The sequence below is a fragment of the Pseudomonas sp. MHK4 genome (assembly GCF_054600775.1).
The window spans coordinates 250405-276707 of sequence record NZ_BAAIAK010000003.1 but is presented as its reverse complement, the minus strand read 5'-3'; the positions used below and the strand labels follow the sequence as shown (position 1 = coordinate 276707).

The following is a 26303-nucleotide window of genomic DNA, read 5'->3' as shown; positions in this document are numbered from 1 at the left end:
GCAAGCGCGTAGCAGCCTCAGATAGGCCGGCTACCGTACTTGTTGTCTGGCTTCTTGGGCGGATCGGCGACCACATTGGCCTCCACTTCCTGCACCTTGCCGCCACGAGCCAGGAACTCTTCCATGGCCTTGGCCAGGGCGTCACGCTCCTTGTTCTTGGCTTCGACACTCGGCAGCTCATCGACCGATACCGCTGCCTTGGCTTTGCCTTTGGCGGTCGGAACGGGGGCATCACCGCCGTCGTCTTCAGCGACGTCTTCCGCCGCTGCTTCCAGACCTTCTTCGGTTTCGTCGTCGTCGCCTACTTCGAGGTCGTCGTTTTCCAGATCATCGTCGCTCATGTTCTACCTCATGACTTGCGAAAAGCAGGTTAGTTATAGCCCAGCTTTGCCCTCTGTCGAAGGCTGCCGGAAAAAAATCAACAGCCGCTGCTGACCAGCGGTTATGCCCCTTCACCGTGCACGGTGGCGAGGACTTTACGAGCACCGCCATGATCACGGTGCTCGCCCAGATAAACGCCTTGCCAGGTGCCTAACGCCAGTCGGCCCGCCGAGATCGGCAAACTGAGCTGACAGCCAAGCACACTGGCCTTGAAGTGCGCCGGGAGGTCGTCCAGGCCTTCGTCGTTATGCTCATAGCCGTCTGTTCCTTGTGGGATCAGACGATTGAAAAATCGTTCGAAGTCGCGACGTACCGCCGGATCGGCGTTCTCGTTGATGGTCAACGACGCCGAGGTATGTTGCAGCCATAAATGCAACAGACCGACCCGACACGCCTTGAGTTCAGGCAGGCCGGCGAGTAACTCGTCCGTTACCAGATGAAAGCCCCGAGGCCTCGCCCGCAGGGTAATCAGAGTCTGTTGCCACATACAGTTCTCCGCACGTTCGGGGCGCATTCTAGCGCGCTCTGGGAAAAAACAAAGGCCCTAATATTCCTTCATTTTTGTAAGCCTTCGGCCGTACAAATACACCCGGCGCAAACATCGTAAAACCTGTAGGAAAAAACCTTTCAGCTCACCCTTCAATGACAAATCCCGGACAAAAAAATGCCCGGCAAGCCGGGCAAGTTTTTTCATGCGCGTGCTTACAAGTTGTAGCCGCGTTCGTTGTGAAGCGCCAGATCGATACCGACCGCTTCTTCTTCTTCGGTGATCCGCAGGCCCATGACGGCGTCCAGGACCTTGAGGATGATAAAAGTGACGATCGCGGTGTAGATCACCGTGAAGCCCACGCCTTTGCACTGAATCCACACTTGTGCGGCGATGTCGGTCACGGTGCCGAAGCCACCCAGGGACGGTGCAGCGAAGACACCGGTGAGGATCGCGCCGAGAATACCGCCGATACCGTGCACGCCGAAGGCGTCCAGGGAGTCGTCATAGCCGAGTTTGCGTTTGAGCGTGGTTGCGCAGAAGAAGCAGACCACGCCTGCAGCCAGACCGATCACCAGAGCGCCCATCGGGCCCACGGTGCCAGCGGCCGGAGTAATCGCAACCAGGCCGGCAACCACACCCGAAGCGATGCCCAGTGCGCTTGGTTTGCCGTGGGTGACCCATTCGGCGAACATCCAGCCCAATGCCGCAGCGGCAGTGGCGATCTGGGTGACCAACATCGCCATGCCGGCCGTGCCGTTGGCTGCAGCTGCGGAACCGGCGTTGAAACCGAACCAGCCAACCCACAGCATGGCCGCGCCCATCAGCGTGTAACCGAGGTTGTGCGGTGCCATCGGAGTGGTCGGGAAGCCTTTGCGCTTGCCCAACACCAGGCAGGCAATCAGACCGGCCACACCGGCGTTGATGTGCACCACGGTGCCGCCGGCGAAGTCCAGCACGCCCCAGTCCCACATCAGGCCGCCGTTGCCGGACCAGACCATGTGTGCGATCGGCGCATACACCAGGGTGAACCAGATGCCCATGAAGATCAGCATCGCGGAGAACTTCATGCGCTCGGCGAAGGCACCGACGATCAGCGCCGGGGTGATGATCGCGAACGTCATCTGGAAGGTGATGAACACCGCCTCAGGGAACAGCGCCGCAGGGCCGGTCAGGCTGGATGGCGTGACACCGGCGAGGAAGGCCTTGCCCATGCCACCGAAGAACGAGTTGAAGTTGACGACGCCCTGTTCCATCCCGGTGGTGTCGAACGCGATGCTGTAGCCATAGATGACCCACAGGACGCTGATCAGACCGGTAATGGCGAAGCACTGCATCATCACGGAAAGAATGTTTTTGGAGCGAACCATGCCGCCGTAGAACAGCGCGAGGCCGGGAATGGTCATGAACAGCACGAGAGCTGTCGAGGTTAACATCCAGGCGGTGTCGCCGGAGTTGAGGACTGGGGCCGCCACTTCGTCTGCCGCCAAAGCAAGGCTGGGCATTACGATGGACAACAGGGCTCCTAGCCCTGCGAATTTACGCAGAGTCATTTTGTTTTCTCCTGGGGCGTTGGGTTTGTGGCGGCTTAGATTGCGTCGGTATCGGTTTCGCCGGTACGGATGCGAATCGCCTGTTCCAGATTGACCACGAAGATCTTGCCGTCACCGATCTTGCCGGTGTTGGCCGCCTTGGTTATCGCCTCGATAACCCGGTCAAGATCCTTGTCGTCAATGGCGACATCAATCTTCACCTTTGGCAGGAAATCGACCACGTATTCCGCGCCGCGATACAGCTCGGTGTGACCCTTCTGCCGACCAAAGCCTTTGACTTCAGTAACGGTAATGCCCTGCACGCCGATCTCGGACAACGACTCGCGCACGTCGTCCAACTTGAACGGCTTGATGATGGCAGTGACTAGCTTCATGAAAACTCTCTCCCGAATTTGGTGGACTTGCCCCAGGAAAACAAACCCGTCTCAAGTCTAAGCGCAGTGCCTGGCTTTGTAACGCATCGTCGGCCCTACCTGCCCGTCCGACGCCAGCTAACCGCTCCTTGCGAAACACTCCCCGCGTTTCGCCTGGCGCACTGCATTCGTCACAGCGACTGCATCAGTGCATGGGTCATCAGCATCTAAGCAGAAAGCTTGCCATCTCCACAAAACGCATAGTTTTCAAGCCTTTGCCAACAGATCGCGACCACTTCACGACAACACCCAACGCGTTACGCACAACAACGGTGCGATGCCGTCCGTCCGCATGCGCGAAAAGCGTGCATCCCTTGCCCGCCGGATTGACTATAGACACTGCGTGATACACTGCCCGCCATTGCTACCAGGACATTCCCCCATGCTCGCGCCCAAAGACTTCCTCGACGCCCTGACAGGCACCGCCTCCCGCCTCTTCAGCGGCGACACGCCTCTGCCGAAAAGCGAAATCGAAAGCCAGTTCAAGGCGTTGCTGCAGAGCGGGTTCAGCAAGCTGGACCTGGTGAGCCGTGAAGAGTTCGATAGCCAGATGGTAGTGTTGGCACGTACGCGGGCACGGTTGGAGGCTCTTGAGGCGAAGGTTGCGGAAATGGAAGCGAAGCTCTCTCCACCAACCGAATAAACACCGCAATCCCTGTAGGAGCTGCCGAAGGCTGCGATCTTTTGATCTTAAGCCCCGCAAAAATCCCGGCAACTTCCTACAAACATCACACCGCCGTCCGATTGCGTCGTCCATAAGCCGGTCTCTATGCTCATCCCCTGGTGAATGTTCAGCACTGGGTTTGGCGACCTGGAAATCCCCGACGCAAAGCGACCACATTCGAACAGGGATTTTTCCCCTCTCGAGCTATGGCGGCCGTGCGTGGGAGACCTTCGGGTCTGCCGGATTTCGGGGTACTCCGGTTCGCCAACCCGCGCACAGATCGTAATCGTAATATCCCGTGAAAGTTTGTCCGCATTACCATTTCACCAATCTCCTCTCCCCCGTCTACCCTTGAAAAACCCGCAGGAAGCGGCCTCCGTCATTTCAAGGAACGACCATGTCCCTCTCCATCGTCCACAGCCGCGCCCAGATTGGCGTGGATGCGCCCGCTGTCACCGTTGAAGTCCACCTGGCCAATGGTTTGCCATCGCTGACCATGGTTGGCCTACCCGAGGCGGCGGTGAAGGAAAGCAAGGACCGGGTGCGCAGCGCGATCATCAATTCGGGGCTGCAGTTTCCGCCTCGGCGCATCACGCTGAACCTGGCGCCGGCGGATTTACCCAAGGATGGTGGGCGCTTCGATCTGGCGATTGCCCTGGGGATTCTCTCGGCCAGCGTGCAGGTGCCGACGCTGACGCTCGATGATGTGGAATGCCTGGGGGAGCTGGCGCTGTCGGGTGCGGTCCGTGCCGTACGCGGGGTGTTGCCGGCGGCATTGGCGGCGCGCAAGGCCGGGCGATCGTTGGTGGTGCCGCGGGCCAATGCCGAGGAAGCGTGCCTGGCGTCGGGCTTGAAAGTGATTGCGGTGGATCATTTGCTGGAGGCTGTCGCGCACTTCAATGGGCATACGCCGATTGAGCCCTTTGTTTCCAATGGTTTGCTCTATGCCAGCAAGCCCTATCCCGATTTGAATGAGGTGCAGGGTCAACTTGCGGCCAAACGGGCGCTGTTGATTGCCGCGGCGGGCGCGCACAACCTATTGCTCAGCGGGCCGCCGGGGACGGGCAAGACACTCTTGGCGAGCCGCCTGCCCGGACTCCTGCCGCCGTTGTCCGAAAGCGAGGCGCTTGAGGTGGCAGCCATTCAATCGGTCACCAGTTGCGTGCCCTTGAGCCACTGGCCGCATCGACCATTTCGCCAGCCTCACCACTCTGCCTCAGGCCCTGCACTGGTAGGTGGCGGATCGAAACCGCAGCCGGGCGAAATCACCCTCGCCCACCACGGCGTCCTGTTCCTTGACGAACTGCCGGAGTTCGAACGCAGGGTGCTGGAAGTCCTGAGGGAGCCGCTGGAATCCGGCTACATCGTGATCTCCCGGGCAAAGGATCGCGTGCGATTTCCGGCGCGATTTCAGTTGGTCGCGGCGATGAACCCGTGCCCCTGTGGATATCTTGGCGAACCCACGGGCCGCTGCTCCTGCACCCCGGACATGGTGCAGCGTTACCGCAACAAGCTGTCGGGCCCGCTGCTGGATCGCATCGACTTGCACCTGACCGTGGCACGGGAGGCTACGGCACTGAATCCACCCGTGAAGCCGGGAGAGGACAGCGCCAGCGCTGCATTGATCGTGGCCGAGGCGCGCGAGCGCCAACAGAAGCGTCAGGGCTGTGCCAATGCCTTTCTCGATTTACCGGGGCTGCGTAAGCACTGCAAGTTATCCACAGTCGACGAAAACTGGCTGGAAACCGCTTGTGAACGGCTAAACCTCTCCCTGCGTTCTGCGCACCGGTTGCTCAAGGTTGCGCGGACATTGGCGGATCTGGAACAGGTCGAAGGGATCAAGCGCGAGCATCTGGCCGAGGCGCTTCAGTATCGGCCGGCAACGCAGTAATTGCTTAACTCAGGTGCACGACATCCGGTAGCTCCATCGCCCGGACCTCACCTTGCAGGAAGTCGCTGAGCCGACGCATGCGCTCGCCCCCTGGACGGGTTTTCGGCCACACCAGGTAATACTTCTCGCCGCTGGCGACCGCAGTCGGCCAAGGCAAGCTCAAGCGTCCTTGCGCGACATCCTCCGCCACCATCAGCAGATCGCCCATCGACACGCCATACCCCCGGGCGGCCGCGATCATGCCCAGCTCCAGGGTGTCGAAGACCTGCCCGCCCTTGAGCGACACCTGCTCGGCCAGGCCCATGCGCTCCAGCCAATTGCGCCAGTCACGTCGATCCGGCGTCGGGTGCAGCAGTTCGGTATTGGCCAGACGCTCTACATCCCAGGGTTGATCATTCAGCAGATTGGGCGCCCCCACCGGGATCAACTCCTCGGGGAAGAGGTAGCTCGCCTCCCAGTCCGCCGGAAAATGCCCGTTGCTCAACAACACCGCACAGTCGAACGGCTCATCATTGAAGTCCACCGAATCGATGTCCATCCAGGCGCTGGTCAATTGCACCTCGTTCCCCGGCTGCAGATGGCGGAAGCGACTGAGCCGTGCCAGCAACCAGCGCATGGTCAGGGTCGACGGGGCTTTCATGCGCAGGATGTCGTCTTCGGCTCGCAAGGTGTTGCAGGCCCGCTCCAGGGCGGTGAAACCTTCGCGAATGCCCGGCAGCAGCAAGCGCGCCGATTCGGTCAGCTGCAGGTTGCGGCCACTGCGGTGAAACAAGCGGCAGGCAAAATGCTCTTCGAGCGTACGAATATGCCGACTGACTGCACTTTGGGTGATCGAGAGTTCTTCCGCGGCCCGGGTAAACGACGTGTGTCGCGCCGCCGCTTCGAATGCGCGCAGGGCATAAAGAGGAGGAAGACGACGCGACATCAGGAAAGCTCCTACAGCGGTTTTGGATACCCTAGCAGAAACTCTCCAGCATGAGTTTGAATCATGCTACCCATCCTTTTTATCCCTTTGTGCAAATGCAGCAGAGCGCCGAAAATCGACGCTTTCCTCTTCACTTCTAGAATCGAGCGTGATGACCATGCAGCATCCAGCACGTACTGAACTCTGGGCCATCCTGCGGCTTTCGGGGCCGTTGATTGCCTCGCAGTTGGCACACATGCTGATGGTTCTCACCGACACCATGATGATGGCGCGCCTGAGTCCCGAAGCGCTGGCCGGTGGTAGCCTTGGCGCAGCGAGCTATTCGTTCGTGGCGTTCTTTTGCATCGGCGTGATTGCGGCGGTCGGCACCCTGGTGTCGATTCGCCAGGGCGCGGGCGATACCCTCGGGGCAGCACGACTGACCCAGGCCGGGTTATGGCTGGCCTGGTTGATGGCATTGGTCGCCGGTCTGCTGCTGTGGAACCTCAAGCCGGTGTTGCTTCTGTTCGGCCAGACCGAAAGCAACGTCCACGCCGCCGGGCAGTTTTTACTCATCCTGCCGTTTGCTCTTCCCGGCTACCTGAGCTTCATGGCCCTGCGTGGTTTCACCAGCGCCCTCGGCCGGGCTACGCCTGTCATGGTCATCAGCCTGGGCGGCACCGTGGCCAACTTTCTGCTTAATTATGCGCTGATCACCGGCATGTTCGGCCTGCCGAAACTGGGGCTGACGGGCATTGGCCTGGTCACGGCGATTGTCGCCAACCTGATGGCCCTGGCGCTGGCGTGGCACATTCGCCGGCACCCGGCTTACGATGCCTACCCCCTGCGCCAGGGCTTGTCGCGGATCAACCGCAAGTACCTGAAGGAACTGTGGCGCCTGGGCCTGCCGATTGGCGGTACCTACGCCGTGGAAGTCGGGCTGTTTGCCTTCGCCGCGTTGTGCATGGGCACCATGGGCAGCACGCAACTGGGGGCGCACCAGATCGCCCTGCAGATCGTCTCGGTGGCATTCATGGTGCCTGCGGGGATTTCCTACGCGATCACCATGCGCATCGGTCAGCATTACGGCGCCGGGCAGTTACTGGACGCGCGGCTGGCCGGAAGGGTCGGTCTCGCCTTCGGCGCGGCGGCGATGCTGTGCTTTGCAATGGTCTTCTGGCTGTTGCCGAATCAGTTGGTCGGACTGTTTCTCGATCACAACGACCCGGCGTTTCGCGAAGTCATCAACCTGGCCGTGAGCCTGCTGGCGGTGGCGGCGTGGTTCGAGCTGTTCGACGGCACACAAACCATTGCCATGGGCTGCATTCGCGGGCTCAAGGATGCCAGGACCACCTTCCTCGTGGGCCTGGGTTGTTATTGGCTGATTGGCGCCCCGGCAGCCTGGTGGATGGCGTTCCACCTGCATTGGGGGCCAACGGGCGTCTGGTGGGGCTTGGCGCTGGGATTGGCCTGCGCAGCGGTGGGCCTGACGCTGGCGTTTGAGTGGAAAATGAAGCGGATGATTCGGCGGGAGCCGGCGTCAGAGCAGGGTTTCGTAAACATCCAGACAGAATGAGATCCCTGTAGGAGCTGGCTTGCCAGCGATGAGGCCATAACATTCAGCATCCATGTTGGTTGTTACACCGCTATCGCTGGCAAGCCAGCTTCTACAGTTTTGCGTGGGTGTTTATACGACGATTTCCAGCGGCGCCTGCTGGCTACTGTCAAACGTCAGGTACTCCACCAGCTCCGCCAACGGCAACGGCTTGCTGATCAGATACCCCTGCACCTGATCGCAATCGAACCCGCGCAACAGCTCCAGTTGCTCCGGCGTTTCCACGCCTTCGGCGACGACTTCCAGATTGAGGTTGTGCGCCAGGTTGATCATTGCATGCACAAGCTGACGGTTTTCTTCGCGCTGTTCCATGCCGCCGACAAAGCTCTTGTCGATCTTCAGCAGCGTGATCGGCAGGCTGTTGAGGTGCACGAACGAGGAAAAGCCGGTACCGAAGTCATCGAGGGAGAAGCGCACGCCCAGGCGTCCAAGGGCGTCCATGGTCTGTTTTACCAGGTCGCTGCGGCGCATGACCGCGGTTTCGGTCAGCTCGAACTCCAGCCACTGCGCCTCGACTCCGCGCTCGGCAATCAGCCGGCTCAGGGTCGTGAGCAACTGACTGTCCTGGAACTGCCGGAACGACAGGTTGATCGCCATGTGCAACGGCGGCAAACCGAGCTCAAGCAACGCCTGCATATCGCGCAATGCCCGGGAAATGACCCAGTAACCCAGCGGCACGATCAGACCGCTCTGCTCGGCCAGAGGCACGAATTCGCTCGGCGGCAGCAAGCCGCGCTCGGCATGACGCCAGCGCACCAGGGCTTCGAGGCCAACGATTTGCCCGTCCTCAAGGTTCATTCGCGGCTGGTAGTGCAGCTCCAGTTCATCGCGACGCAAGGCCCTGCGCAGCTCGGTTTCGAGGTCGGCGATGCTGCGGGCATTGCGGTTGATGCGTTCGTTGAAAATATGAAAAGTACAGCCCTGGGTACTCTTGGCCTGTTGCATGGCGATATGCGCGTGCCACATCAACGGGTCAGCGCCCGCCTGTGCCCGTGCATGGGCAATGCCCAGGCTGGAACCGATCAGCAGGCTTTCGCCGTCGACCCAATAAGGCTCGGCCAACGCCTCGGTGATGCGCTCGGCCATCCATTCGGCGCGCTGAGGGGCGCGGCGGGTGTCGATCAGCAAGGCGAACTCATCGCTGCCCAGTCGCGCCAGTTGATCACCGGCTTCAAGCTGGCCTTTGAGTCGCGCAACCACCTGCAGGATCAGGCGGTCACCGGCCTGGTGGCCTAGGGCATCGTTGGCGTAACGGAAGTTGTCGAGGTCCAGGTGACCGAGGGCCATGCCGCGACCATCGTTTTCCGCCAGGCGCGCCGTCAACAAGGTCTGGAAACCCTGGCGGTTGGCGATGCCGGTCAGCGGATCCTGCTCGGCCAGGCGCTGCAGGGTGGTTTCCAGCACGCCACGCTCACGCACATGGCGCAGGCAACGTCGCAGCATGCCCGGGTCGAGATGGTCGCGTACCAGCCAGTCGCTGACACCGTCGGGTGGGAGCAGAGGCTCATGCTCGAGCAGCAACACCGTCGGCAGACAGCAACGGCCTGGCGCCGGCTGGAGAGCCGGGATCGTCAACAACACCGCGCTGCGGTTGTCATCGAACAGACTGCTGACCGACTCCCAGCTCGGCGCGCTGATGAGCACGGCCGAGCTCCCCATCGGAGCCAGACACTCGCGCAACAACGCTGCCCACGCTGGCTCTTCGGCCAGTAGCAGCAAACGCAAGGGTTCGACAGGCGTAGACAAGCTAGCTCCCTAGACTCTGCATAGATGTAGGCGACCGCATTATGCCGCGTCGATCCCTAATGACCAATGGACATAGCCTTCAAACGAGGCCTTTGTATCAGGAATTCACCAACATTAGACGCGAATTCGTTGCGCATCCTGCGTGAAAGTATCAAAACCGGCAAATACAGATCGCGTTGTACGTCATAAGTCGGACAGAGCAGCACAATTCGCTGAGCCTGTTAAAATGCCGGCCCATTTCGTGACTGACTCCTGAATTTACCTATGTCCCGACTCAATCCCCGGCAGCAAGAAGCCGTGAGCTATGTCGGCGGCCCTCTTTTGGTGCTCGCCGGTGCAGGCTCCGGCAAGACCAGCGTAATCACCCGAAAGATTGCCCACCTGATCCAGAACTGCGGCATCCGCGCCCAGTACATCGTCGCCATGACCTTTACCAACAAGGCGGCGCGCGAGATGAAGGAGCGGGTCGGCACCCTGCTGCGCGCCGGCGAAGGCCGCGGCCTGACGGTCTGCACCTTCCACAACCTGGGCCTGAACATCATCCGCAAGGAACACGTGCGGCTGGGCTACAAACCCGGTTTCTCGATTTTCGACGAGACCGACGTCAAGGCCCTGATGACCGACATCATGCAAAAGGAATACTCGGGCGACGACGGCGTCGACGAGATCAAGAACATGATCGGCGCCTGGAAAAACGACCTGATCCTGCCGGCCCAGGCCCTGGAAAACGCGCGCAACCCCAAGGAACAGACTGCCGCCATCGTCTACACCCACTACCAGCGCACGCTCAAGGCGTTCAACGCGGTGGATTTCGATGACTTGATCCTGTTGCCGGTGAAGCTGTTCGAGGAGCACGCCGACATCCTGGAAAAGTGGCAGAACAAGGTGCGTTACCTGCTGGTGGACGAATACCAGGACACTAACGCCAGCCAATACCTGCTGGTGAAGATGCTGATCGGCAAGCGCAACCAGTTCACCGTGGTCGGCGACGACGACCAGTCGATCTACGCCTGGCGCGGCGCCCGCCCGGAAAACCTGATGCTGCTCAAGGACGACTATCCATCCTTGAAAGTGGTGATGCTGGAGCAGAACTACCGCTCCACCAGCCGCATCCTGCGCTGCGCCAACGTGCTGATCTCGAACAACCCCCACGAATTCGAAAAGCAGTTGTGGAGCGAGATGGGCCATGGCGACGAGATCCGGGTTATCCGCTGCCGCAACGAAGACGCCGAAGCCGAGCGCGTGGCCGTGGAAATCCTCAGCCTGCACTTGCGCACCGACCGGCCCTACAGCGATTTCGCGATCCTGTACCGGGGTAACTACCAGGCCAAGCTGATCGAGCTGAAACTGCAGCACCACCAGGTGCCGTATCGCCTGTCCGGCGGCAACAGCTTCTTCGGCCGCCAGGAAGTGAAAGACCTGATGGCCTACTTCCGCCTGATCGTGAACCCGGACGACGACAACGCCTTCCTGCGCGTGATCAACGTCCCACGCCGGGAGATCGGTTCGACTACGTTGGAGAAGCTGGGCAACTACGCCACCGAGCGAAAAATCTCGATGTATGCCGCCACCGACGAAATCGGCCTGGGCGAACATCTGGACAGCCGCTTCACCGATCGCCTGTCTCGTTTCAAGCGCTTCATGGACAAGGTCCGCGAGCAATGCGCCGGCGAAGACCCGATCTCGGCCCTGCGCAGCATGGTCATGGACATCGACTACGAGAACTGGCTGCGCACCAACAGCTCCAGCGACAAGGCCGCCGATTACCGCATGGGCAACGTGTGGTTCCTGATCGAGGCACTGAAGAACACCCTGGAGAAAGACGAAGAAGGCGAGATGACCGTCGAAGACGCCATCGGCAAACTTGTCCTGCGCGACATGCTTGAGCGTCAGCAGGAGGAGGAAGACGGCGCCGAAGGCGTGCAGATGATGACCCTGCATGCCTCCAAGGGCCTGGAATTCCCCTACGTGTTCATCATGGGCATGGAAGAGGAGATCCTCCCGCACCGCTCCAGCATCGAAGCCGACACCATCGAAGAGGAACGGCGCCTGGCCTACGTGGGCATTACCCGCGCGCGCCAGACCCTGGCCTTCACCTTCGCCGCCAAGCGCAAGCAATACGGCGAGATCATCGATTGCGCACCGAGCCGCTTCCTCGATGAACTGCCGCCGGACGACCTGGCCTGGGAAGGCAACGACGACACCCCGACCGAAGTCAAGGCCGTTCGCGGCAATAGCGCATTGGCGGATATACGCGCGATGTTAAAGCGCTAGAATTGACCACTTTTATTTCGACCTTCGGCGCAAAAGACGCCAAACGAGGACAGCTTCATGGAAGCACTGCACAAGAAAATTCGCGAAGAAGGCATCGTGCTTTCCGATCAGGTCCTGAAAGTCGACGCCTTTCTGAACCACCAGATCGACCCGGCCCTGATGAAGCTGATCGGCGATGAATTCGCCACGCTGTTCAAGGACTCGGGCATCACCAAGATTGTCACCATCGAAGCCTCGGGCATCGCGCCGGCGATCATGACCGGCCTGAACCTCGGTGTGCCGGTGATTTTCGCTCGCAAGCACCAGTCCCTGACCCTGACTGAAAACCTGCTGTCGGCAACCGTTTACTCGTTCACCAAGCAGACCGAAAGCACCGTGGCGATCTCTCCGCGCCACCTGACCAGCAGTGATCGCGTGCTGATCATCGATGACTTCCTGGCCAATGGTAAAGCGTCCCAGGCGTTGATCTCGATCATCAAGCAGGCTGGCGCGACCGTGGCTGGGCTGGGGATCGTGATCGAGAAGTCGTTCCAGGGCGGCCGTGCGGAGCTGGATGCGCAAGGGTATCGCGTTGAATCCCTCGCCCGCGTTCAGTCGCTGAAGGATGGCGTTGTAACCTTCATCGAATAACGCCGTGATCCCTGTAGGAGCTGGGTTGCCAGCGATGGCGGTGGAACAGTCAACGTAGATGTTGAATGTTATGGCCTCTTCGCTGGCAAGCCAGCTCCTACAAGGGATCGTCGATGGGCGTTATTGCGCGGTGGCCTTGAGGCCTGCGAGCAACAAGCGCTGATACAAATCCTCCTTCAGCCCTTCCGGGTCAGTCAGCTGCATACGCTCCAGATGCTCGGGAAACGATGCGGGCTCCGGCGCATCCAGTGCAGCCTTCCCCAGTTCCAGCACTTCGCTCAGCTTGAATTTGCTCTTGAGCCAGTTCAGCGCCCGCAACAGATCCCGTTCGATCTCGGTGAAATCACAGCCCAGCGGATATTCCGGGAACAGACGTGCATGCTGTGCCTGAATCGACTGCAAACGCTGTGGACTGTTATCGGTAAAGCGTGGGTCGAGACGAAAGTCATTGGGCAATTTGCCGACCTTCTGTGCCTGCTCGATCAGCCCTGCCTGAAAGCGCGAATCACTGATATTCAGCAACGCCTCGATCACCACCGCATCGGTTTTGCCCCGCAGGTCGGCGATGCCGTATTCGGTGACCACGATGTCCCGCAGGTGCCGCGGAATGGTGCAATGACCATACTCCCAGACAATGTTGGAACTGACCTCGCCGCCCGACTCACGCCAGCTGCGCAACAGCAACACCGACCGCGCCCCTTCCAGCGCATGGCCCTGGGCAACGAAGTTGTATTGCCCGCCCACACCGCTGAGCACCCGCCCGTCTTCCAGTTGATCCGCCACCCCGGCGCCCAGCAGGGTCACGGTAAACGCGGTGTTGATAAATCGCGCATCGAGCCGCTGCAGGCGTTTGAGTTCTTCCTGCCCGTACAGCTCGTTGATGTAGCTGATACGGGTCATGTTGAATTCGAGCCGCTTGGCCTGCGGCAACTCGCGCAAGCGCTCATAAAAACTGCGCGGCCCGAGGAAAAACCCGCCATGCACCGAGATGCCGTCGGTTTGCGCCGCTTCGTCGAGGGTGCCGGCATTGGCCTGCCGCTGGGTCGGCACATCCGGGTACACCTTGCGCCGCACGATTCCGGCGTCGGCCAGCACCAGCAAGCCGTTGACGAACATTTCGCTGCAACCGTACAGGCCCTTGGCGAACGGTTCGATGCCGCCTTCGCACTCGATCAGGTGCGCCCATGGGCTGAGGTTGATGTCGGTCAGTAAAGCCTTGTAAGCGTCACTGTCGGCCTGTCGCGCCAGCAACGCAGCGGTCAGCGCATCGCCCATGGAACCGATGCCGATCTGCAAGGTGCCGCCATCGCGCACCAGCGTACTGGCGTGCAAACCGATGAAATGATCCTGGAACCCCACCGGCATGTTTGGCGTGGAGAACAGCGTGCTGCTGTCCTTCTCGTCGAGCAGCAGGTCGAAGGTGTCGATACCGACTTCGGCATCGCCAGGCATGTAGGGCAAGCCGTCATGCACCTGGCCGACCATCAGGATCGTCTCCCCGGCGGCCCGGCGCCTGGCGATCATCGGCAGCAGGTCGAGTGTGATGTCCGGGTTGCAGCTCAGGCTCAAGCGATCTGGATGCTCGGCATGGCTGGCCACCAACTGCGCAACCAGGTTCAAGCCGGCGGCGTTGATGTCCCGGGCGGCGTGGCTGTAGTTGCTGCTGACGTAATCCTGCTGGGCCGATGCGCTGTGGAGCAGGCTGCCCGGCTGCATGAAGAACTGCTGGATGTGAATGTTGGCCGGCAGGTTGTCGCGCTGCAGGCCGGCGAGAAAATCCAGCTCTGGATAATCGCCAAAGACCCGTTCGACGAAGGGCTCGAGAAAGCGCTTTTGCAGTCCGTCGCCCAGCGCAGGCCGGCCCAGGCACAGGGCGGTGTAGATCGTCAGTTGCCGCTGCGGCAATTGCGCGACTCGTTGATACATCGCGTTGACGAAAGGGTTGGGTTTGCCCAGGCCCAAGGGTAGGCCCATGTGAATATGCGCCGGCAAGCGTGCCAACACGTCATCGACCGCTTGCTCGATAGAACACAGCTGTACCATCCGATCCTCCCGTACATTCCATGAAGTGGGGTTGGACCGAGCTTGCCGGGTCTTTACTGCATTGAACAGCCCTGTAGGGGCGAGCTTGCTCGCTATGGGTGTTAACGATAACGCGGCGAACCTGATACCCCGCGGCGTCTGTGAGTTTTTCGCGAGCAAGCTCGCTCCTACAGGGGGGTAGCGATGTTCATCGATTTTGCAGGCACAAAAAAGCCGCTCGCAAGCGGCTTTCTCGCGAAAGAGGCGGACCGGTTACAGGCCGGACATCTCTTTGATGGCGCCCTTCAGCTCGTCGTCGGAGCAGTCGGCGCAGGTGCCTTTTGGCGGCATCGAGTTGATACCGGTAATGGCTTTGGCCAGGATGCCGTCGAGGCCGCCCTGGTGGTCGGCGCGCTCTTTCCACGCGGCCTTGTCACCGATTTTCGGCGCGCCCAGCAGGCCGGTACCGTGGCAAGCATTGCAATGCTTGGCAATGACGTCTTTCGGGGCCTTGGCACCGCCACCACCGCCAGCAGCAGCGGCAACTTCCATGCCCTTGCACTCTTTGCCCTGGACACAAACCTGGCCGACTGGCTCAAGGCGCTTGGCAATTTCGTCATTCGTCGCAGCTTGAGCGCTGACAGCCCAGAGGGCCAATACGGTTGCTGGTGCGGCCAGCATTTTCATAATTAGATTCACGCGTTCACCCTCAATGGTGGCTAGTCACGCCTACGGCCACGGTTCGCAGGCGGGCGCAAGTATAGCGGTAAGCCCGCGACACTGAAACAACCCCAAAGTCGAAGGGGTCTTGTTGCGCAACGGTCAAACAGCTCGGGTGCCTCGGCCATGCTGGCAGGGCGCCTCTTTCCTTAAAAATTCGCGGGTGTTGCTGCGCTGATTAGTCGCGCCGGCGCATCGAACGGATTACGGAAACGATGCGGCTTGGTACTTTCAAAGTAGTAGCTATCGCCAGCTTCGAGCACAAATGTTTCAAGCCCGACCACCAGTTCCAGCCGCCCTTCCACCAAAATGCCGGTTTCCTCGCCCTCATGGGTGAGCATCTCGTCACCGGTGTCGGCGCCAGGCGGGTAGATTTCATTGAGGAATGCGATAGCGCGGCTCGGGTGAGCCCGGCCGACCAGTTTCATGGTCACTGCACCATCGGAAATATCGATCAGCTCGTTGGCTTTGTAGACGATCTGAGTCGGTTTTTCCTGGAGGATTTCTTCGGAAAAAAACTCGACCATGGACATGGGAATCCCGCCCAACACTTTCCTCAGCGAACTGATCGAGGGGCTGACGCTGTTCTTCTCGATCATCGAAATCGTGCTGTTGGTGACGCCCGCGCGCTTGGCGAGCTCTCGCTGGGAAAGACCTTTGAGCTTGCGGATTGATTGCAGTCGTTCACCGACGTCCAATGCAGGAGCCTCCAGGGATTCAGGTTGTTGGAATATTGAGCGTTATCATGGCGACAGCGTTCAGTATTTACAACACTTTGACCTGAATCCTGTTCGGCGAGGCGACTTCCGGTGCCGGCGGCCCGGCCTTAGCTCCCGGAATAGAGCATTGGCACCCGGCGCAAGTTGCAGAAGATCTGGTAGGGAATCGTGCCGGCGGCGATGGCCACGTCGCTGGCGAGGATGTTTTTGCCCCACAACTCGACAGTCGAACCGAGGCCGGCTTGCGGTACATCGGTCAGGTCGATGCAGAGCATGTCCATCGACACCCGGCCGATCAACTGGCTGCGCTGCCCAGCGACCAGTACCGGCGTGCCGGTGGGCGCCAACCGCGGGTAGCCATCAGCGTACCCCATGGCCACCACGCCCACGCGCATCGGCTTGGGGGTGATGAACCGGGCGCCGTAGCCGATCGGCTCGCCGGCCGGCAATTCACGCACGCTGATCACTTTCGATTCGAGGGTCATCACCGGTTGCAGGCGCGAGGCCACGGCGTTGGCTTCTTCGAAAGGCGTGGCGCCATAGAGCATGATGCCGGGACGTACCCAATCGCTCGGCACCTGCGGCCAACCTAGCACCGCCGGCGAATTGCGCAGGCTGACCTCGGCCGACAGGCCCTGGCGCGCCGCTTCGAATACGGCGACCTGCTCGGCACTGGCCGGGCTGTGCAGCTCATCGGCGCGGGCGAAGTGGCTCATCAGCACGATCTTCGCCACGTTGCCGCTGGCCAGCAGGCGTTGATAGCCCGCCTGATAATCCTTCGGATGCAGGCCGACCCGGTGCATGCCCGAATCGAGCTTGAGCCAGACCGTGATCGGCTTGCTCAAGGCAGCTTTCTCGATCGCTTCGAGTTGCCACAACGAATGCACCACGCACCAGAAATCATGCTCGACGATCAGCGACAGCTCATCGGCTTCGAAAAAACCTTCCAACAGCAACACCGGCGCGCGAATGCCTGCCGCCCGTAGCTCCAGGGCCTCTTCGATGCAGGCCACGGCAAACCCGTCCGCCTCGGCTTCCAGCGCCTGGGCGCAACGCACCGCGCCATGGCCATAGGCATCGGCCTTGATCACCGCGAGGGCACGGGCCCCCGTGACTTCACGGGCGATCTGGTAGTTGTGACGCAGGGCTTGAAGGTCGATCAGGGCACGGGCAGGACGCATGGCGGCAGACTTCTGGTCGGTCGTTAAAAAAAGCCGGCGCAGCTGACGGTGTGAAACGCCAGTAGCACCGGAAGAGGGATCTTTCCGAGCGGCTTGCCGCAGAGCAGCTACCGCAGAGCAGTCATGGCAGAGCGGCTACAACCGACAGCTCCACCAGGATTTGCGGCTCGCACAACTTCGCTTCGACGGTAGCTCGGGCTGGTGCAACGCCTTTGGGCAGCCACTGGTCCCACACGGCGTTCATGCCTTCGAAGTGGGCGTCGATGTCTTTCAGGTAAATCGTCACCGACAGCAGATGTTGCTTGTCGGTGCCGGCCAGGTCGAGCAAACGCTCGATACTGGCCAGGGTTTCACGGGTCTGCTGTTCAATCCCGGCGTTCATGTCATCGCCGACCTGCCCGGCCAGGTAAACCGTGCCGTTATGGGTGACGATCTGACTCATGCGCTCATTGGTGAGCTGGCGCTGGACTGACATGCTTTGCAGACTCCTGGGTTTTTTTGCCATAACGGGAAATATCGAGGCCTTCGGCGCTGATCTGCGGCTTTCTCTTGGCCATCAGGTCCGCCAGCAATCGACCGGAGCCGCACGCCATGGTCCAGCCGAGGGTGCCGTGACCGGTATTCAGGAACAGGTTCTTGAACGGGGTAGCGCCGACAATCGGCGTGCCGTCCGGCGTGGTTGGACGCAGGCCGGTCCAGAAGCTGGCCTCGGCCAGATTGCCGCCCTGAGGATAAAGGTCGTTGACGATCATCTCCAGGGTTTCGCGCCGACGCGGGTTCAGCGACAGGTCAAAACCGGCGATCTCCGCCATGCCGCCGACGCGGATGCGGTTGTCGAAGCGGGTGATCGCGACCTTGTAGGTCTCGTCCAGAATGGTCGAAGTCGGGGCCATCGCCGGGTTGGTGATCGGCACGGTCAGGGAGTAACCCTTGAGCGGATACACCGGGGCCTTGATGCCCAGCGGCTTGAGCAGTTGTGGCGAGTAGCTGCCGAGGGCCAGCACGTAGCGGTCGGCGGTTTCCAGCTTGCCGTCGATCCACACGCCGTTGATGCGGTCACCGGCGAAGTCGAGGCGCTGAATGTCCTGGCCGAAACGGAATTGCACACCGAGGTTGGCAGCCATTTCGGCGAGCTTGGTGGTGAACATCTGGCAGTCGCCGGTCTGGTCGTTCGGCAGGCGCAGGGCACCGGCGAGGATGTCGGTGACGCTGGCCAGGGCAGGTTCGACGCGGGCAATGCCTTCGCGGTCGAGCAGTTCGAACGGCACGCCGGACTCTTTCAGCACGGCGATGTCTTTCGCGGCGCCATCGAGCTGGGCCTGGGTGCGGAACAACTGAGTCGTACCGAGGCTGCGGCCTTCGTAGGCGATGCCGGTTTCAGCGCGCAATTCGTCGAGGCAGTCACGGCTGTACTCGGACAGGCGGACCATGCGCTCCTTGTTCACCGCGTAACGGCTGGCGGTGCAGTTGCGTAGCATCTGTGCCATCCACAGGTACTGATCGATGTCGGCAGTGGCCTTGATCGCCAAGGGTGCATGGCGCTCCAGCAGCCACTTGATGGCCTTGAGCGGCACGCCTGGGGCGGCCCACGGCGAGGCATAACCCGGCGAAACCTGCCCGGCGTTGGCGAAACTGGTCTCCATAGCGGCAGCTGGCTGCCGGTCGACCACCACTACTTCAAACCCGGCACGCGCCAGATAATAAGCACTGGTGGTACCGATGACGCCGCTACCCAAGACCATGACGCGCATTTTCATATCCCTCATCGCGGCTAACCGCTGACGTTTGTTGTTCAGAGCTTCAGATGTGCGCAGTTTAAAAAAGATTTGCCAGTGCTTTTCACTATATAAGCGCCTATATTTGGCGACAATTCTCGGCAAAAACCCTTTTCACGGAGGCGCATCCCCTATGCGTACCAACACTCAGACCAAACGTGAGCTGGACAAGATCGACCGCAACATCCTGCGGATCCTGCAAGCGGATGGGCGCATATCCTTCACCGAGCTGGGGGAAAAGGTCGGGCTCTCGACCACGCCCTGTACCGAGCGGGTGCGACGCCTGGAGCGCGAGGGGATCATCATGGGCTACAACGCCCGGCTTAATCCGCAGCACCTCAAGGGCAGTCTCCTGGTGTTCGTCGAGATCAGCCTCGATTACAAGTCCGGCGATACCTTCGAAGAGTTCCGACGCGCGGTCCTGAAGCTGCCCCACGTCCTGGAGTGCCATTTGGTGTCAGGGGATTTCGACTATCTGGTGAAGGCGCGGATATCCGAGATGGCCTCGTACCGCAAACTGCTGGGCGACATCCTGCTCAAGCTGCCGCATGTGCGCGAATCCAAGAGCTATATCGTGATGGAAGAGGTGAAGGAGAGTTTGAGTTTGCCGATTCCGGATTGAAGATCAAAAGATCGCAGCCTGCGGCAGCTCCTACAGGGGCGATCTTTTAAACCAGCACCTGCCGATTCGAGGCCATGTACTCAAATACTTGCTTCTCGACATGCGGATGAATCAACTCCACCGGCCCTCGCCCATTAGGGCACGGCAAGCTCTTGGTGGTGCCAAACAACCGGCAGATCAGCGGCCGCTCGTCATACACGGTGCAGCCGTTCGGCCCAAGATGGACGCAGTTGAGTTCATCCATCGCCGCATCCTGCTCGGCGCGGCTCTTGCGCGGCAGACGGGACATTTCCTCCGGCGAGGTGGTGACCGGGCCGCAGCAGTCATGGCAACCGGGCACGCACTCGAACGAGGGAATCTGCTGGCGCAGCGTGCGAATTTTCTGACTGTTGCAACTCATCTAAACCACTACCGATCTCGGAACAGGGACGGATTCTGACGTAAAAGCCCCGATCCAGACAGCACCAGCCGACCAATGTTGCCCGCCTTCGAGGTCCGGCTTATGCTCCGTCAAATTTTCCAGACGCTCGAATCAGGATCACGCACATGAATGGCCGTGCCCAGCCGCCTGCCGCGAATCACCAGCACACCAGCTCTTACTATGCCGCCAGCAGCCTGCCCCAGCCCGACCATCCGGTGCTGACCGGCGAACTGGTGGCAGACGTTTGCGTGGTCGGTGGCGGGTTCTCCGGGTTGAACACCGCGCTGGAACTGGCGGAACGCGGTCTGAGCGTGGTGCTGCTCGAAGCCCATAAAATCGGCTGGGGCGCCAGTGGCCGCAATGGTGGGCAGTTGATTCGGGGGGTCGGTCATGGCCTGGATCAGTTTGCCAACGTGATCGGTACCGACGGCGTGCGGCAGATGAAGCTCATGGGCCTGGAAGCGGTGGAAATCGTCCGACAGAGAGTCGAGCGGTTCGGCATTCCCTGCGACCTGACCTGGGGCTATTGCGACCTTGCCAACAAGCCTCGCGACCTTGAAGGCTTCGCCGAAGACGCCGAAGAACTGCGCAGCCTTGGTTACCGCTATGAAACCCGACTGCTGCAAGCCCACGAAATGCACACGGTGGTGGGCTCCAAGCGGTACGTCGGCGGGCTGATCGACATGGGCTCCGGCCATCTGCATCCGCTGAACCTGGCCTTGGGCGAAGCCGCGGCCGCCCAGCAACTGGGGGCCCGGCTGTTTGAACAGTCGGCCGTCACGCGCATCGAGTACGGTCCCGAGGTCAAGGTGCACACCGCCCAGGGTTCGGTCCGGGCCAAGACCTTGGTCCTGGGCTGCAACGCCTACCTCAATGAGCTCAATCCCGAACTCAGCGGCAAAGTGCTGCCCGCCGGCAGCTATATCATCGCCACCGAGCCTTTGAGTGAAGAACAGGCCCACGCCCTGCTGCCGCAGAACATGGCGGTCTGCGATCAACGGGTGGCACTGGATTACTACCGACTCTCGGCGGACCGGCGCTTGCTGTTCGGCGGCGCCTGCCATTACTCGGGGCGCGACCCGAACGACATCGCAGCCTATATGCGCCCGAAAATGCTGGAGGTCTTCCCACAACTGGCCAACGCGCGGATCGATTATCAATGGGGCGGGATGATCGGCATCGGCGCCAACCGCCTGCCGCAGATCGGCCGGCTCAAGGAGCAACCGAATGTGTATTACGCCCAGGCTTATTCCGGCCATGGGGTGAATGCCACGCACCTGGCGGGCAAGTTGCTGGCCGAGGCCATCGGCGGGCAGCACAGTGGCGGCTTCGATCTGTTTGCCAAAGTGCCGCACATCACCTTCCCCGGGGGCAAGCATTTGCGCTCGCCGTTGTTGGCGTTGGGGATGTTGTGGCATCGGCTCAAAGAGTTGGTCTAAAGAATTGTTGTGTATTGGCGGACGCCATCGCCGGCAAGCCAGCTCCTACAGAATACACATGCCCTTGTAGGAGCTGGCTTGCCAGCGAAAGGATCCAAAGAACACCTCAAATCCGCCAGAACGGCTTCAGCCCCTCCTCCCGAGCCTGCTCACGCGTCAACCCGACATCCTTGAGCTGTTCCGGTGTCAGCGCCAGCAACGCCTTGCGTGTGTGCAGTCGCTGCCAGAACAGGTCCCAGCGGCTCAGATGGGACGGCACATTGCGCATGGGCGCATGGCGCGCGCTGTCCCTTTGCCCTGCCGTCAGTTCCTGACTGTGTAACGTCAGCCGCACATCGCTCAAGCCGTTCATTTTGATTGCTCCTGTTTACTTGGGTAGCCAGAGCTTTCATGATGCTGGGGCGAGCAAAAGCATTACAGATTCAATACATCTGTATTAAATCCATACAGATTCGCCGTTTATGCTGCTGAATCCTGAATTTTTGCCCGATCTGTACTGGTCAACCCCATCTCACCTGCCGAGACTGCACCATGACCCTTTACGTCAACCTCGCCGAATTGCTCGGCACGCGTATCGAACAGGGCTTCTATCGCCCCGGTGACCGCTTGCCTTCGGTGCGGGCGCTGAGCGTCGAACACGGGGTCAGCCTGAGCACGGTGCAGCAAGCCTATCGGGTGCTGGAAGACAACGGCCTGGCCATACCACGGCCGAAGTCCGGGTATTTCGTGCCCGCCAGCCGCGAACTGCCGGACCTGCCGGCAATTGGCCGTCCGGCCCAGCGTCCGGTGGATATTTCGCAATGGGACCAGGTGCTGGAGCTGATCCGCGCAGTGCCGCGCAAGGACGTGGTGCAACTGGGTCGCGGCATGCCGGACATCACCAGCCCGACCATGAAACCGTTGTTGCGCGATCTGGCGCGCATCAGCCGGCGGCAAGACATGCCGGGACTGTATTACGACAACATCCACGGCAACCTCGAACTGCGCGAACAAATCGCCCGGCTGATGCTCGACTCGGGCTGCCAGCTGGGGCCCGGCGACCTGGTGGTGACCACCGGTTGCCACGAAGCGCTGTCCACCAGTATTCGGGCGATCTGTGCAGCCGGAGATATTGTGGCGGTGGACTCGCCGAGTTTTCACGGGGCCATGCAGACCCTCAAGGGACTGGGCATGAAAGCCCTGGAGATCCCTACCGACCCGCTGTCCGGGATCAGCCTGGATGCCCTGGAACTGGCATTGGAACAGTGGCCGATCAAGGCCATACAGTTGACCCCCAACTGCAATAACCCGCTGGGCTACATCATGCCGGAGTCGCGCAAACGCTCGTTGTTGACGCTCGCACAGCGTTTTGACGTGGCGATCATCGAAGACGATGTGTATGGCGAACTGGCCTATTCCTATCCACGCCCACGCACCATCAAATCCTTCGACGAGGACGGCCGCGTGCTGCTGTGCAGTTCATTCTCCAAGACCCTGGCGCCTGGCCTGCGCATCGGCTGGGTCGCGCCTGGTCGCTATCTGGAACGGGTGCTGCACATGAAATACATCAGCACCGGCTCGACCGCGCCGCAACCGCAGATTGCCATCGCCGAATTCCTCAAGGGCGGCCATTTCGAACCGCATTTGCGGCGGATGCGCACGCAATACCAGCGTAATCGCGACATGATGATCGACTGGGTGGCTCGCTACTTCCCGCCCGGCACCCGCGCCAGTCGCCCCCAGGGCAGCTTCATGCTGTGGGTTGAATTGCCGGAAGGTTTCGACACACTCAAACTCAATCGCGAATTGCACGACCAAGGCGTACAGATCGCCGTCGGCAGCATCTTTTCCGCATCGGGCAAATACCGCAATTGCCTGCGCATGAACTACGCTGCCAAACCATCGGCACAGATTGAAGACGCCGTGCGCAAGGTCGGCGCGGCGGCCATCAATCTGCTTGCGCAAACTTGTGAGCTGAACGACTGACCTTTTTGCCAACGCCAGTATCCATATGCCCACACCTGCCGCCACCCGGAACGATCCCACGTGACTGTCAGACAGCCCCTGCTTGCCCTTGTGTTACTTGCTTCGTTCCTCGGCGGCTGCGCCAACTTCGACTTGCAGGTCGAGCCGAGCCAGGCGCTGCCAGCGAACAACTCGGCATTCGGCCGATCGGTCCAGGACCAGGCCGCCACCCATGAGGGGAAATCGGGCTTTCGCCTGCTGTCCAACAGTACCGAGGCCTTCACCGCGCGCGCCGAGCTGATTCGCAACGCGCAAAGCAGCCTCGACCTGCAGTACTACATCGTGCATGACGGCATCAGCACGCGGATGCTGGTTTCTGAACTGCTCAAAGCCGCGGACCGCGGCGTACGTATACGCATTCTGCTCGACGACACCACCAGCGATGGCCTGGACGAGACCATCGCCACGCTGGCGGCGCATCCACAGATCCAGATTCGCGTGTTCAACCCCTTGCATCTGGGGCGCAGCACCGGCGTGACGCGGACCCTAGGCCGATTGCTCAATGTGTCGCAGCAACATCGACGCATGCACAACAAGCTGTGGCTGGCCGACAACAGCATGGCGATTGTCGGTGGGCGCAACATCGGGGACGAGTATTTCGATGCCAAGCCCAACCTGAACTTCACCGACATCGACATGCTTAGCGTCGGGCCGGTCGCCGAGCAATTGGGGCACAGTTTCGACCAGTACTGGAATAGCGCCCTGAGCAAGCCGATCGATGAATTTGTCTCCAGCAAACCGACAGCCGAGGACCTGCAAAACACCCGCACCCGGCTGGAACAGTCCTTGGAGGAATCGCGCAAACAGAACCACGCGCTCTATCAACAGTTGATGACTTTCGCCACGCAGCCGCGCCTGGATATCTGGCGCAACGAGCTGATCTGGGCCTGGAACCAGGCGCTGTGGGATGCACCGAGCAAGGTGCTTTCCGACGGCGAGCCCGACCCTCAGTTGCTGCTGACGACCCAGTTGGCGCCCGCACTCCAGGGGGTCAGCAAAGAGTTGATCATGATCTCGGCCTATTTCGTGCCTGGGCCACCGGGGCTGATCTACCTGACCGGACGCGCTGACGCCGGCGTGTCGGTACGTTTGCTGACCAACTCACTGGAGGCCACTGACGTCCCGGCGGTGCACGGCGGCTATGCACCGTATCGCAAGGCGCTGCTGGAGCATGGTGTGCAGCTGTTCGAACTGCGCCGCCAGCCCGGCGACACCGGCGGTAGCGGACCTCGCCTGTTTTCCAGCAAGTCCTACGGGGATTCCGATTCCAGCCTGCACAGCAAAGCCATCATCTTCGACCAGCAAAAATCCTTCATCGGCTCGTTCAACTTCGACCCGCGCTCGGTCCTGTGGAACACCGAGGTCGGGGTGCTGGTGGACAGCCCGGAACTGGCGGCCCACGTTCGCGAGCTGGCGTTGCAGGGCATGGCGCCTCCCTTGAGTTACCACGTGCAGCTGGAGAATGAACAGGTCGTATGGACCACCGAAGACGACGGCAAAATGCACACCTTGACCGAGGAACCGGGCAGCTGGTGGCGGCGCTTCAATGCCTGGCTCAGCGACATCGTCGGGCTAGAGCGGATGCTTTAAAAAGATCGCAGCCTGCGGCAGCGCCTACAGGTGTACGCATTCCCCCCTGTAGGCGCTGCCGCAGGCTGCGATCTTTTGATCTTATGCGGGCTGCACCGCGCCAAACGCGCCCTGGCGCGACACCAGGATCACCAGTCCAAATGCCCCCGCCGCCATCAGCAACGGCAACGCATGCCCGCTGATCCACTGGCTACCGGCACCGGCGATCAACGGCCCGAGCAGGCAACCGATGCCCCACAGCTGCGCGATGTGCGCATTGGCCCGCACGAGGGCATCGTCGCGATAACGCTCGCCAATCAGGATCAGCGACAAGGTAAACAGCCCGCCTGCACTGGCACCGAACAGCACCCACAGCGGCCAGATCAGCAGGGTGTCGATCAGCATCGGGATCGCCAGGCTCGACACCAACAGGACCACCGCGCAGCCGGTAAACAACGCACGCCGCGACACGCGATCAGCCAGCGCACCGATGGGCAGTTGCAGCAAGGCGTCCCCCACCACTACCGTGCTGACCATCGCCAGGGCGATTTCCGTGGTGAAACCCTGGCGCAGGCAGTACACCGGCAGCAGCGTCAGGATCATCGCCTCGAACGCCGCGAACAGCGACACCGCCCAGGCAATTGCCGGCAGGCCACGGCAGAAGGTCAGCAAATCGCCGAAGGTCACGCTGCAGGCCTCGCTGTCGGGCGCGCCGCTGCGCCCCAGCAACAGGAACGGCGCCGCCACCAGCAGCCCGACGCCGACCCAGAAACCGTAATCGTGCTCGGTACCGAGTACGCCCAGCAGGATCGGCCCGGCCAATTGGCTCAACGCGTAGCTGCTGCCGTACAGCGCCACCAGCCGTCCACGCCACTCTTCGACCACCAGCTGGTTGATCCAGCTTTCACCGAGGATGAAGACCAGGGTCAGGATCACGCCAATCATCAAGCGCAGCGCCAGCCAGATCGGATAACTCGGTAGCAGCGCCAGCAAACCGATGGACACCGCACCGGCCCACAGGCACAGACGCATAAGATTGGCCGTGCCCAGACGGGCCGCCAGATGGCTGGAGATCTTCGCGCCCAGCAGCACACCAATGGCCGGCATGGCCGCCATCACGCCGATGGCAAACGAGCCGTAACCCCAGCTTTCCAGGCGGAACGACACCAGCGGCATGCTGACACCCAGGGCCAGCCCGACACTCAAGACAGACGCCAACACGGCGAAATACGTCGCCCAACGCATGTTCCACGCTCCTGTGGATTGTTATTTT

24 protein-coding genes are annotated in these 26303 nt (G+C 60.9%); 9 read left to right on the top strand and 15 right to left on the bottom strand.

The genetic code is table 11. From position 1 onward, the window contains the following. Window positions 1-17: 17 nt before the first annotated feature. The 4 genes from sutA to glnK form a co-directional block, all read right to left on the bottom strand. Window positions 18-341 carry a transcriptional regulator SutA gene (gene sutA, locus ACYP2Q_RS09895; protein WP_007980816.1) on the bottom strand — a complete coding sequence of 108 codons (324 nt, stop codon included), beginning with the start codon at window positions 339-341 and terminating at the stop codon, window positions 18-20. A gap of 101 nt (window positions 342-442) precedes the next feature. Continuing rightward, complete coding sequence (locus ACYP2Q_RS09890; protein WP_007989493.1) at window positions 443-868, bottom strand: secondary thiamine-phosphate synthase enzyme YjbQ; 426 nt, start codon at window positions 866-868, stop codon at window positions 443-445. 215 nt (window positions 869-1083) lie between these two features. After that, complete coding sequence (locus tag ACYP2Q_RS09885; protein ID WP_046818496.1) at window positions 1084-2421, bottom strand: ammonium transporter; 1338 nt, start codon at window positions 2419-2421, stop codon at window positions 1084-1086. Between the two features lie 35 nt (window positions 2422-2456). Beyond that, complete coding sequence (gene glnK, locus ACYP2Q_RS09880; protein WP_002555808.1) at window positions 2457-2795, bottom strand: P-II family nitrogen regulator; 339 nt, start codon at window positions 2793-2795, stop codon at window positions 2457-2459. A gap of 421 nt (window positions 2796-3216) precedes the next feature. Here glnK and ACYP2Q_RS09875 point away from each other — a divergent pair, with 421 nt between their 5' ends. Together ACYP2Q_RS09875 and ACYP2Q_RS09870 are read left to right on the top strand one after the other, a co-directional pair. Continuing rightward, the gene (locus ACYP2Q_RS09875) at window positions 3217-3477 is read left to right on the top strand and encodes an accessory factor UbiK family protein (RefSeq protein WP_459730288.1); all 261 of its coding nucleotides are present in this window, start codon (window positions 3217-3219) and stop codon (window positions 3475-3477) included. A 418-nt stretch (window positions 3478-3895) separates the two neighbouring features. After that, on the top strand, window positions 3896-5389 hold the full coding sequence (locus tag ACYP2Q_RS09870; protein ID WP_459730287.1) for a YifB family Mg chelatase-like AAA ATPase: 1494 nt from the start codon (window positions 3896-3898) through the stop codon (window positions 5387-5389). Window positions 5390-5393: 4 nt separating this feature from the next. On the opposite strand, the gene ACYP2Q_RS09865 is transcribed toward ACYP2Q_RS09870, so the two are convergent. Beyond that, entirely contained in the window at window positions 5394-6314 is a 921-nt protein-coding gene (locus ACYP2Q_RS09865; RefSeq protein ID WP_459730286.1) for a LysR substrate-binding domain-containing protein, read from the bottom strand. 157 nt (window positions 6315-6471) lie between these two features. On the opposite strand from ACYP2Q_RS09865, the gene ACYP2Q_RS09860 reads away from it, so the two are divergent. Then, a complete protein-coding gene (locus ACYP2Q_RS09860) occupies window positions 6472-7869 on the top strand; it encodes a NorM family multidrug efflux MATE transporter (protein ID WP_459730285.1) in 1398 nt (465 codons plus the stop codon). A 111-nt stretch (window positions 7870-7980) separates the two neighbouring features. Here the strand turns inward: ACYP2Q_RS09860 and ACYP2Q_RS09855 are convergent, their stop codons facing one another. Further along, entirely contained in the window at window positions 7981-9654 is a 1674-nt protein-coding gene (locus tag ACYP2Q_RS09855) for a putative bifunctional diguanylate cyclase/phosphodiesterase (protein ID WP_459730284.1), read from the bottom strand. 264 nt (window positions 9655-9918) lie between these two features. Here ACYP2Q_RS09855 and rep point away from each other — a divergent pair, with 264 nt between their 5' ends. Together rep and ACYP2Q_RS09845 are read left to right on the top strand one after the other, a co-directional pair. Continuing rightward, on the top strand, window positions 9919-11928 hold the full coding sequence (rep, locus tag ACYP2Q_RS09850; RefSeq protein WP_274073705.1) for a DNA helicase Rep: 2010 nt from the start codon (window positions 9919-9921) through the stop codon (window positions 11926-11928). A gap of 57 nt (window positions 11929-11985) precedes the next feature. After that, window positions 11986-12558, top strand: coding sequence for a xanthine phosphoribosyltransferase (locus tag ACYP2Q_RS09845; protein WP_007934646.1), 573 nt, complete (start codon window positions 11986-11988; stop codon window positions 12556-12558). 120 nt (window positions 12559-12678) lie between these two features. Here the strand turns inward: ACYP2Q_RS09845 and ACYP2Q_RS09840 are convergent, their stop codons facing one another. The 6 genes from ACYP2Q_RS09840 to dadA form a co-directional block, all read right to left on the bottom strand. Then, entirely contained in the window at window positions 12679-14601 is a 1923-nt protein-coding gene (locus ACYP2Q_RS09840; RefSeq protein ID WP_459730283.1) for an acetyl-CoA hydrolase/transferase C-terminal domain-containing protein, read from the bottom strand. Window positions 14602-14853: 252 nt separating this feature from the next. Then, complete coding sequence (locus ACYP2Q_RS09835) at window positions 14854-15267, bottom strand: c-type cytochrome (protein ID WP_306669899.1); 414 nt, start codon at window positions 15265-15267, stop codon at window positions 14854-14856. Between the two features lie 182 nt (window positions 15268-15449). After that, window positions 15450-15998 carry a cupin domain-containing protein gene (locus ACYP2Q_RS09830; RefSeq protein ID WP_007947433.1) on the bottom strand — a complete coding sequence of 183 codons (549 nt, stop codon included), beginning with the start codon at window positions 15996-15998 and terminating at the stop codon, window positions 15450-15452. A 128-nt stretch (window positions 15999-16126) separates the two neighbouring features. Beyond that, window positions 16127-17200 carry an alanine racemase gene (gene alr, locus ACYP2Q_RS09825; RefSeq protein WP_459730282.1) on the bottom strand — a complete coding sequence of 358 codons (1074 nt, stop codon included), beginning with the start codon at window positions 17198-17200 and terminating at the stop codon, window positions 16127-16129. A gap of 121 nt (window positions 17201-17321) precedes the next feature. Next, a complete protein-coding gene (locus ACYP2Q_RS09820) occupies window positions 17322-17675 on the bottom strand; it encodes a RidA family protein (RefSeq protein WP_459730281.1) in 354 nt (117 codons plus the stop codon). Beyond that, complete coding sequence (gene dadA / locus ACYP2Q_RS09815) at window positions 17647-18951, bottom strand: D-amino acid dehydrogenase (RefSeq protein WP_459730280.1); 1305 nt, start codon at window positions 18949-18951, stop codon at window positions 17647-17649. The genes ACYP2Q_RS09820 and dadA overlap by 29 nt, the downstream gene beginning before the upstream one ends. A 157-nt stretch (window positions 18952-19108) precedes the next feature. Between dadA and ACYP2Q_RS09810 the strand changes: the two genes are divergently transcribed. Continuing rightward, a complete protein-coding gene (locus ACYP2Q_RS09810) occupies window positions 19109-19597 on the top strand; it encodes an Lrp/AsnC ligand binding domain-containing protein (protein WP_003177284.1) in 489 nt (162 codons plus the stop codon). 46 nt (window positions 19598-19643) lie between these two features. Here ACYP2Q_RS09810 and ACYP2Q_RS09805 read toward each other — a convergent pair whose 3' ends face one another. Further along, window positions 19644-19997, bottom strand: coding sequence for a YkgJ family cysteine cluster protein (locus ACYP2Q_RS09805; protein WP_459730279.1), 354 nt, complete (start codon window positions 19995-19997; stop codon window positions 19644-19646). A 146-nt stretch (window positions 19998-20143) separates the two neighbouring features. Between ACYP2Q_RS09805 and ACYP2Q_RS09800 the strand changes: the two genes are divergently transcribed. Then, window positions 20144-21457: an NAD(P)/FAD-dependent oxidoreductase gene (locus tag ACYP2Q_RS09800; protein ID WP_459730278.1), complete on the top strand. Its 1314-nt coding sequence runs from the start codon at window positions 20144-20146 to the stop codon at window positions 21455-21457. 106 nt (window positions 21458-21563) lie between these two features. On the opposite strand, the gene ACYP2Q_RS09795 is transcribed toward ACYP2Q_RS09800, so the two are convergent. Then, window positions 21564-21809, bottom strand: a complete 246-nt coding sequence (locus ACYP2Q_RS09795) for a DUF1127 domain-containing protein (RefSeq protein ID WP_459730277.1) — start codon at window positions 21807-21809, stop codon at window positions 21564-21566. 179 nt (window positions 21810-21988) lie between these two features. On the opposite strand from ACYP2Q_RS09795, the gene ACYP2Q_RS09790 reads away from it, so the two are divergent. Continuing rightward, window positions 21989-23422, top strand: coding sequence for an aminotransferase-like domain-containing protein (locus ACYP2Q_RS09790; protein ID WP_459730276.1), 1434 nt, complete (start codon window positions 21989-21991; stop codon window positions 23420-23422). A gap of 60 nt (window positions 23423-23482) precedes the next feature. Beyond that, window positions 23483-25051: a phospholipase D family protein gene (locus ACYP2Q_RS09785; RefSeq protein ID WP_459730275.1), complete on the top strand. Its 1569-nt coding sequence runs from the start codon at window positions 23483-23485 to the stop codon at window positions 25049-25051. 81 nt (window positions 25052-25132) lie between these two features. Here ACYP2Q_RS09785 and ACYP2Q_RS09780 read toward each other — a convergent pair whose 3' ends face one another. After that, a complete protein-coding gene (locus ACYP2Q_RS09780) occupies window positions 25133-26275 on the bottom strand; it encodes an MFS transporter (RefSeq protein ID WP_459730274.1) in 1143 nt (380 codons plus the stop codon). Window positions 26276-26303: the final 28 nt, after the last annotated feature.